Genomic DNA, 8,849 nt, shown 5'->3' on the forward strand with positions numbered 1-8,849 from the left:
ATCGCTTACCCCTTGATTTTTGGCCGCCAAACATCGATATCGGGCACAAAATCCACCTCATTCGAGATTGACGGGAAACGGCGATGAGCGACCAGGCAAAAGACGAACGCGCGCCCGATGAAGTCGAGGCAACCGAGCCCACAGCCGAGCGCACGGAAGGCAGCACCGACGGTGACTATGAAGCCCTTGTGCGGCTGCTGAAGGAAAATGAAGAGCTGAAGGACCGCGCGCTGCGCGTGGCGGCCGAGATGGAAAACCTGCGTCGCCGCACGGCGCGCGATGTGCACGATGCGCGTACCTACGCGGTGGCAAATTTCGCCCGCGACATGCTGTCGGTGTCGGACAATCTGCGCCGCGCGCTGGATGCGATTCCAGCCGAGGCCAAGGCATCGGGTGACGCCGGCTTCAAGGCGCTGATCGAAGGCGTCGACCTCACCGAGCGCGCCATGCTGTCGGCGCTGGAACGGCATGGGGTCAAGAAGCTCGCACCTGAAGGCGAGAAGTTCGATCCCAATTTCCACCAGGCGATGTTCGAAGTGCCCAATCCGGACGTTCCGGCCAACACCGTGGTCCAGGTCGTGCAGCCGGGCTATTCGATCGGCGACCGCGTGCTGCGCCCGGCCATGGTCGGCGTCGCCAAAGGTGGTCCGAAGTTCGCCGCCGCCGAAGCATCGGTCGAGCCGGGGCCTGTCAATGAACAGGCTGAGAAGGATGCGTGAGGGATAGTGAGTAGCGAATAGGGAGTAGCGAGTAGCGAGTAGCGAGTAGGGAAATAGGTGATAGCGGCCAACTGGCTTCGTGCTATTCCCTATTGGCTATTCACCACTCGCTATTCGCTCACTCATGAACCCCATCGCGCTTCTCGACTATGCCGGTGTCGCGGTCTTCGCGGCGACCGGGGCGCTTGCGGCTTCGCGTAAGCAGCTCGACATCATCGGCTTCCTGTTCCTGGCCAGCGTCACCGGGATAGGCGGCGGCACGCTTCGCGACGTCATCCTCAACCTGCCGGTTTTCTGGGTCGCCAACTCCGGCTATGTGCTGGTCTGCGCCGCGGTTGCGGTGCTGGTCTTCTTCAGCGCGCATCGTGTCGAATCGCGCTGGAAATGGCTGCTCTGGCTCGACGCCGTCGGGCTCGCCGCTTTTTCGGTGATGGGCGCGGCCAAGGGGCTTGCGATTACGGGCTCGCCGGTCGTCTCCGTCATCACCGGCGTGCTCACCGCCACTTTCGGCGGCATTCTGCGCGATCTCCTTGCCGGCGAGCCATCGGTGCTGCTCAGGCCCGAAATCTACGTCACGGCGGCCCTTGCGGGTGCCGGGCTTTACACGCTTGGCGATCTTGCCGGACTGCCGCCGCTCGCCTCGGACCTCGCCGGTTTTGCGGCGGCGTTCCTCGTGCGCGGCGGTGCGCTCAAATTCGGCTGGTCGTTTCCGTCCTACAAGAGCCGACCCGGCCGGCGGCCGGAGGATATTCCGTGAAAGGAAGCGAATAGCGAGTAGCGAGTAGCGAATAGGGGCTGAACGAGATAGCTCTCGCTACTTTCTATTCGCTATTCGCTATGCTGCGAAGCGCTGGGCTTCCCCGCCATAATAGTTGACGTAGCGGGCGCCGATTTCCTTGACCGGCATCACGACGAACACATCGACCGTCGAGAATTCGCGATCGATGACGCAGCCGTCGCCGATGCGGGCACCGACGCGCAGATAGCCCTTGACCAAAGGCGGCATCGCCGCGATCGCCGCCTTGGCATTGACGGCCTCGATCGGCATCAGGTCCATCGAGCAGTAGCGCCCGGAGACCGCGCGCACGTCCCAGGCCGAATTGGTGCGGCAGTGGTGGGCGAGGTAGGTGAGCGCCTCGGCATGCGCCGCCGGCACGGTGCCGTGGAAGGAAGCGCAACCGGTCATCACACCGATTTCGTAATGGTTGATGTAAGCCCAGATGCCTTGCCACAGCGCCTCGATGGTGCGCTTCGAGCGGTATTCCGGCAAAACGCAGGAGCGGCCGAGTTCAAGGAAACGCTGGCCGGGGTGACGGGCAATGAGCTTGGTCAGCTCGAATTCACCTTCGGAATAGAAACCGCCGGCCGTGGCCGCGATTTCTTGCCGCAGCAGCCGATATGTGCCGACGATGCGGCGATGTTCGGGACCGGAAAGCGTGGTGTCCAAAACCAGCAGATGGTCGCAGAGCGGATCGAACCGGTCGGCGTCACGGCGGTCATGGGCCTGGAACAGGTCCTTCCTGGCGCCAAGTTCGTCGTAGAACACCCGGTAGCGCACTTCCTGCGCGGCCGCGATCTCGGCCTCGTTGCGAGCGAGCCGCACTTCAAGATTGCCTATACGGCCCAGCGCCGCGCCCTTTATGACGGAATCGACGTTACGTCCGGCAAGCAAGGCGCTGCTGGCGTTCGGCCGAGTGTCACATTCCGGCATAACTGTATGCACGAGTGATTCTCCTTCGAGCCATCCCTCTTGGCACGGGGATACGGTGTAGGTGCAACAGGATTGTGACAGTACCGTGATACGACGCCGTGGGCAATACTTCGTCGGCTGGCGAATACGATCAACCGGCTACGTTTAAGTGATCGCGCGACGCGGAATGGGCGGTGCAAAGCTCAGGCTGCGACGACCTGGCCCTCGACGGCATTGACCAGCGCCTCGGGGTCGAGCGGCTTGGTGACAAAGCCGCTGGCGCCATGGGCCAACACTGCATGGCGGGTCTTTTCCTGGCTGTCGGCCGACAGCACCATGATCGGCACCGGCCGCACGGCACTTTCTTCCTCATGGCGGCGGATGGCGGCGATCGCGTCCAGCCCGTCCATGACCGGCATGTGCAGATCCATCAAGACCACGTCGAAGCGGTCCTTGTGCGCGGCGCCGGTGACGGCCTCGACGGCGGCCTTGCCGTTGCCGACCACCTTGACGCGATGCCCGGCCTTCAGCAGCGTGGCGCGGGCCAGCATGGCGTTGATGTCATTGTCCTCGGCGATCAGCACCGACAGGCCGCGCTGGCGGGTGCCGACGGCGCGTAGCGTCGGCGCGCCGCGCTTTTCCGGCTGCGGCGGGCCGAGGCTCGGAGCATGGCTGCTCAACAGCACACGCAGAAGTGTTCCGCCACGCACCGGCCTGGCCAGGAAGGTTGCGTAGCCGCTGGCGCGGAACTCGCCAAGCATGCCGCGATCGGTCGGCGCGATCAGCGTGATCGCCTCACAATCGGAGAAACCGCTCTGGCGCAGGCGTTTGAGCAGCCTTCCATCGCCTTCTTCCATCGCTGCATCGACCAGGACCGCATTGCAGCCAGCGGCGAAAGGCGCGGCCTGTGCGGCAGTGGTGGCGATGTCGACTGCGCCGCCATTGGCGCGGATGGTGCGGGCGATAGCGTCGGCCTCGACGGCGTTCTTCGACAGGATCACCGCGCGTCTCCCCGAGAGAGCATTCTGGTGGCCCTGCGGCGCTTCGGTGGCCGCTATCGCCGGGATTTCGAAGACGAACTCGGATCCCTGGCCGAGCCGGCTGGATACCGAGATCGTGCCGCCCATGGCGGCCACCAGGCGCCTGGAGATGGCAAGGCCGAGGCCGGCCCCGCCATGTGTGCGTGTCGACGTGCCGTCGGCCTGCTCGAACTCCTCGAAAATGCGCTCCAGGTCGGCATCACGCAGGCCCGGACCGGTATCGGCGATGGTAAAGCATATGCGGTCGCTGGTTTCGGTGCGTGCGCGTGCAATGCTCACCAGCACGCCGCCGCTGTCGGTGAACTTGATGGCGTTGCCGATGAGGTTGAGAAGCACCTGCCTGACCTTGCCCGGATCGGCGGTGATCAATTGCGGCACGTCGGGTTCGACATGGCAACCCAGCCCGATATCCTTGGCGAAGGCGCGCGCTGCCAGCAATTCGATGATGTTGTCGGCGATCTCGCGCACCGACATCGGCTGCGGCTCGGGGTCGAAACGCCCGGCTTCGATCTTGGAATAGTCGAGAAGATCCTCGATCAGGGCAAGCAACGCACTGGCCGAGGTCGAGACGGCCCCGACATAGGTCTGCTGCTCCGGCGACAGGCTGGTGTCGGCCAGCAACCTGGCCATGCCCATGATGCCGTTCATCGGGGTGCGGATTTCATGGCTGACGGTGGCGAGGAAGCGCGATTTGGCCTGACTGGCATATTCGGCCCGTTCGCGTGCGGTGATCAGCGAGGATTCGGCGCGTTTGCGGGCGGTGATGTCGCGGGCGATGGCGCGGTGCGAAACCGCGCCGCTGTCCTTGTCGCGCACCGACAGTTCGATCCAGGAGAACCAGCGCTGCCCGCCCGGCGTGCTGATAGAGACATCGGTGGAACTCAGGCACTCATGGTCGGAAAAGGCGGCATCGGGAACCATGCCGACCTCAATGCCGAGTTCCGCCAGGGTCTTGCCGGCAAGATCGCGCTGGTCCATCTCGACGAGATCGGCGAAGACCTTGTTGGCATAGACGATGTAGCCGTCGCGGTCGCGATGGATGACGAGATCGCCAAGCGCGTCGATCAGGCCGCGAAAGCGCTCATCGCTCTCCTGCATCTCCCACATGCGGTCGGCCAGCGTCTCGATCTCGGCGCGGCTGCGGGCAGTGGTTTCGTCGAGAAGGGCAGCAGTTCGGTGTTCGCTGCGCCTGGCGCGCAGATGCATGGCAAGACCGGCAAGGCCGGTTGCAAGCAAGGCAACGCTGATGAAGATCGGTGCCCCGGTCAGGTGCGCCAGCCCGGCCATCACCACGATGGCGACGAATGTCAGAAAGGACAGGCCTTCGCGCCTGGAGAATTCCGGCTCGGGCACCAGCGGCGGCGCGGCGACGAAGCGCCGCGTCGACGCCGGCGGGAGCACCGCATCGACATCGTCGCCAGTGTCCGCCTGTTGGCTGCCGGATTCCGCGATCATGCGAAATCCTTGCCAGACAGAGATTATGGAAAATTGCGGCGGATCATTCCAATTTTAGCGGATGAGCGCTTTTTGCCGAGGCGCGGCGGGTTTACCACCAGATCTGGCGATGCCATCCGCGCTTCCGGAGTTGGGCGGAGTCACATATCCACGACGACGCGGCCGCGGATCTTGCCGTCGACGATGTCGCGCGCGGCATCGACGATGCCGTCGAACCTGATGGTGCTGGACAGGCTGGCGAGCTTCTGCAGATCGAGGTCGGCGCCGATGCGGCGCCATGCCTCGAGGCGGATTGCTTTCGGCGCCATCACTGAATCGATGCCGAGCAATGAGACGCCGCGCAGGATGAAGGGCGCGACGCTGGCCGGCAGGTCCATGCCGCCGGCAAGGCCGCAGGCGGCGACCGCGCCGCCATAGGAGGTCATCGAGAGCACATTGGCCAGCGTGTGGCTGCCGACAGCGTCGATGCCGCCCGCCCAGCGTTCCTTGGCCAGCGGCTTGGCCGGCTGGGCAAGCTCGTCGCGCGAGATCACTTCGGCGGCGCCAAGGTCGATCAGAAAGGGGCTTTCGGCATTGCGGCCGGTGGAAGCAATGACATGGTAGCCGAGGCTGGACAGGATCGAGACCGCGACCGAGCCGACGCCGCCGGCCGCCCCCGTCACCACCACCGGGCCGCGATCGGGCAGAATGCCGTGCCGCTCCAGGGCCATGACACAGAGCATGGCGGTATAGCCTGCGGTGCCGACGGCCATCGCGTCATGCGGGCTGATGCCTTGCGGCAGCGGCACCAGCCAGTCGCCCTTGACGCGGGCACGGCCAGCATAGGCGCCGAAATGGGTTTCGCCGACGCCCCAGCCGTTCAGAATGACCTTGTCTCCGGTGCGCCAGTCGGGATGGGAAGACGAGATGACGGTGCCGGCGAAATCGATGCCCGGCACCAGCGGCCAGCGGCGGATCACCGGCGCCTTGCCTGTGATCGCCAGACCATCCTTGTAGTTCACCGTCGTTGCCTCGACCGCGACGGTGACATCGCCTTCCATCAGGTCGGCCTCGGTGAGATCGGTCACGGTTACCGACTGCTTTTTCTCGGCGTCACGCGAAACGAGGATGGCTTTGAAGGTTTCGGACATGTCTTTCTCCGCGATCTTGACGACATGAACTGTGCGGCGATGGCCGCACGGGGTCAATCCTTGGAAGGACTGGCTTTGGGTTCGCGCCGCCAGCCGAACAACTCGTCGAAGACGACCAGCGCCGCGCCCACCGAAATAAAGGCGTCGGCAAGGTTGAAGACGGCGAAGGACCAGACCGGCGTGTGGAACAGGACGTAGTCGACGACGTGGCCGTAGACGGCGCGGTCGATCAGATTGCCGAGCGCGCCGCCGACGATCAGCGCAAAGCCGGTGCGGGCAAGGATCTGGGACGGCGCGATCCGCGTCGCCAGGAACAGCACGAAGGCAACGACCGCAAGCGAAATGACGATCAGCCCGGTGTCGCCGAAGGACGAGAACATCGAGAAGGCGATGCCGGTATTGTAAGTGCGAAACAGCGCCAGGAAGGGCAGCAGATCAACCTTCTCCTGAAAAGGCAGATCGGCCTCGACCAGGTATTTTATCCACTGGTCGAGCGCGATGGCCGCGACGACGAGCAGTGCGTAGGGAGACCATGATCTCACGGGCAGGCAACCTTCATTGCTGGTCCAGGATTGGCTCGAGCTTCAGCGCGCCGCGCCGGATCTCGAACAGCATGATGCCGGTGGCAACGGCCAGATTGAGCGAATCGGCACGGCCCGCTTGCGGAATCCTGAGCAGCCTGTCGCAACTCGCAGCCAGGCTTTCGGGCAGTCCCTGCTGCTCGTTGCCCATCATCAGCAGCACGGGCCCGCGGGAAAAATCGACCGAACGGTAGTCGACGGCGCCTTTCAGGTGGGTTCCGGCGACGAGGCCTGAAAACCCGCCTCGCCAGGCAAGGAAAGCCTCGGTTGTCGCCTTGGCCACCGGCACGGCAAAGATCGAACCCATGGTGGCACGCACCGTTTCCACGGAAAATGGATCAGTGGTATCGCCGACCAGAATGACGCCTTTGGCGCCGACGGCATCGACGGTGCGGATGACGGTGCCGAGATTGCCGGGGTCGCGCACCCGGTCGAGCGCCACCCAGACGTCGCCATTGTCAGCGCGGACATCCTTCAAGGCGAGGAATTTTTGCGAAAAGACGCCAACCACCATTTGCGGATTGTCGCGGCGGGTGATGGCCACCAGCACCTTTTCCGACACTTCGAGCACCATGCCGCCGGCGGCAACCGTGCGTGCGGCCACCTTCTCCACCGCCGCGTTGCCGCGCCCGGCCTTGGCGAAAACCAATGTCCTGATCTGCCAGCCGAGATCGAGCGCATCGATGACCAGCTTCAACCCCTCGGCCATGAAGGCGTTCTGCTGGTCGCGGAATTTCTTCTGAGCGAGCGCCTTGATGTCCTTGACCAGCGGATTGGCGAGGCTGGTGACCTCCTTCACCTGGCCAGGCGCGCCTGCATGCCGCTCGTTCATTCAGCCACCCAACGCGAAAACAATGAAGTCGAGAGCGCCCGGCCGGCGGACTTTTCACGGATGATCAGCTCACCCGATTCAATCTTGCCGCCCATGCCGGCAAAGGTATCGCGCATCAAGGCGTGGATGGCGAAGAAGGAGGCGCGGATCGAATAGGCGGTCAGCACCACGGCAAGCGGCTTCGGCGTCAGGATCGCCCGGCAAAGGTCGGTCAAATCAGGCAGGTCCTCGAACAATTGCCAGACCTCGCCCTTGGGGCCGCGACCGTAGGCCGGCGGGTCGAACAGGATGATGTCGTAGCGGCTGCCGCGGCGCTCCTCGCGCTCGGCGAATTTGACCGCGTCGTCGACGATCCAGCGGATCGGCTTGCTGCCGAGGCCTGCCATCTCCTGGTTTTCACGGGCCCAGCCGATCGCTTTCTTCGAGGCATCGACATGGGTGACCTCGGCGCCGGCGCGAGCCGCCACCAATGAGGCGAGACCGGTATAGCCGAACAGGTTCAGCACCTTGACCGGCCGCTTCGCCGCCGCGATCAGCCCGGCCATGTGGTCCCAGTGCGAGGCCTGCTCGGGAAAGACGCCAACATGACGAAACGAGGTGAAACGGCCGAGATAGTCGATGCCGTCATGCTTCATCGGCCAGGTCTCGCCGAGCGGCAACTTGGGGAAACGCCAGCGGCCGATGCCCTCTTCGTCGGTGTCGCCGGTGAAGACGGCGTCGGCGCGCTCCCATTCCTTTGCCGGCAAGGCCTTTTGCCAGATCGCCTGGCCCTCGGGCCGCACGATACGGTAGGGGCCATATTGTTCGAGCTTCTGGCCGGTGCCGCTGTCGAGCAGCGCATAATCGGCATTGGGCGCCACTTCCAGGATCACGGGGAGATGTTCGGTGGGCAGAGCGCCTTCGCGGCGGGCCAGGATGCGCGGCGCCGGGTTCGGTTCGGAACGACTTTCCGTCTTCGCCTCATGGCGCTCGCGCGGTGGCGCTTCCGGTCTGGCAGGAGCCTGGCCGGGACGCGGACGTGACACGTCCGCCGCACCCTTCGCGGATGGATGTGGACGGTTGTCGCGGCGTTTGTCGCGAAAAGACTTCAAGCGGGGGCAACTCCGAACGGCGTGGCCGCTTTTGACATAGGGCAACCGGCTTCGCAACCAAGTCCGACAGGTCGGCCTCTCTGGTTTATGTCAGCCGGCGATAGACCAATGTCAAAGAAACAGGCAAATCTGCCGGATGTCCCGCTCCGAACGCCTGCTCGCCCTGATCCAATGCCTGCGCCGGCACCGCCGGCCGGTGAGCGGGCAGGCGCTGGCCGATGAGCTTGGGATTTCGATCCGCACGCTCTACCGCGATATCGCGACGCTGCAGGGCCAGGGTGCGCCGATCGAGGGTGAGGCGGGGGTGGGGT

General features: G+C 64.4%; 9 protein-coding genes. 3 read left to right on the forward strand and 6 right to left on the reverse strand.

Annotation, left to right across the window (positions count from 1 at the left end):
* Nucleotides 1-83 precede the first annotated feature (83 nt).
* Nucleotides 84-719 carry a nucleotide exchange factor GrpE gene (gene grpE, locus EN943_RS31640; RefSeq protein ID WP_127415960.1) on the forward strand — a complete coding sequence of 212 codons (636 nt, stop codon included), beginning with the start codon at nt 84-86 and terminating at the stop codon, nt 717-719.
* A 124-nt stretch (nt 720-843) separates the two neighbouring features.
* On the forward strand, nt 844-1,476 hold the full coding sequence (locus EN943_RS31645; protein ID WP_127296394.1) for a trimeric intracellular cation channel family protein: 633 nt from the start codon (nt 844-846) through the stop codon (nt 1,474-1,476).
* Between the two features lie 78 nt (nt 1,477-1,554).
* Here EN943_RS31645 and EN943_RS31650 read toward each other — a convergent pair whose 3' ends face one another.
* From EN943_RS31650 to EN943_RS31675, 6 genes are all read right to left on the reverse strand, one after another.
* A complete protein-coding gene (locus tag EN943_RS31650) occupies nt 1,555-2,430 on the reverse strand; it encodes a GNAT family N-acetyltransferase (protein WP_023812526.1) in 876 nt (291 codons plus the stop codon).
* Between the two features lie 182 nt (nt 2,431-2,612).
* Nucleotides 2,613-4,904 carry a PAS domain-containing hybrid sensor histidine kinase/response regulator gene (locus EN943_RS31655; RefSeq protein WP_127415961.1) on the reverse strand — a complete coding sequence of 764 codons (2,292 nt, stop codon included), beginning with the start codon at nt 4,902-4,904 and terminating at the stop codon, nt 2,613-2,615.
* Nucleotides 4,905-5,044: 140 nt separating this feature from the next.
* Nucleotides 5,045-6,034 (reverse strand): MDR family oxidoreductase, encoded by a 990-nt coding sequence (locus tag EN943_RS31660; protein ID WP_127415962.1) that lies wholly within the window; start codon nt 6,032-6,034, stop codon nt 5,045-5,047.
* Nucleotides 6,035-6,087: 53 nt separating this feature from the next.
* On the reverse strand, nt 6,088-6,576 hold the full coding sequence (gene lspA, locus EN943_RS31665) for a signal peptidase II (protein ID WP_127415963.1): 489 nt from the start codon (nt 6,574-6,576) through the stop codon (nt 6,088-6,090).
* A 13-nt stretch (nt 6,577-6,589) separates the two neighbouring features.
* A complete protein-coding gene (locus EN943_RS31670) occupies nt 6,590-7,447 on the reverse strand; it encodes an RNA methyltransferase (protein WP_013529576.1) in 858 nt (285 codons plus the stop codon).
* Nucleotides 7,444-8,538, reverse strand: coding sequence for a class I SAM-dependent rRNA methyltransferase (locus EN943_RS31675; protein WP_127415964.1), 1,095 nt, complete (start codon nt 8,536-8,538; stop codon nt 7,444-7,446). Before EN943_RS31675 ends, EN943_RS31670 begins: the two co-directional genes overlap by 4 nt.
* A gap of 136 nt (nt 8,539-8,674) precedes the next feature.
* On the opposite strand from EN943_RS31675, the gene EN943_RS31680 reads away from it, so the two are divergent.
* A partial coding sequence (locus EN943_RS31680; RefSeq protein WP_127415965.1) for an HTH domain-containing protein occupies nt 8,675-8,849 on the forward strand: 175 nt, incomplete at its 3' end.

This window comes from Mesorhizobium sp. M7A.F.Ca.US.006.01.1.1 (assembly GCF_003997935.1).
Taxonomy (GTDB): domain Bacteria; phylum Pseudomonadota; class Alphaproteobacteria; order Rhizobiales; family Rhizobiaceae; genus Mesorhizobium.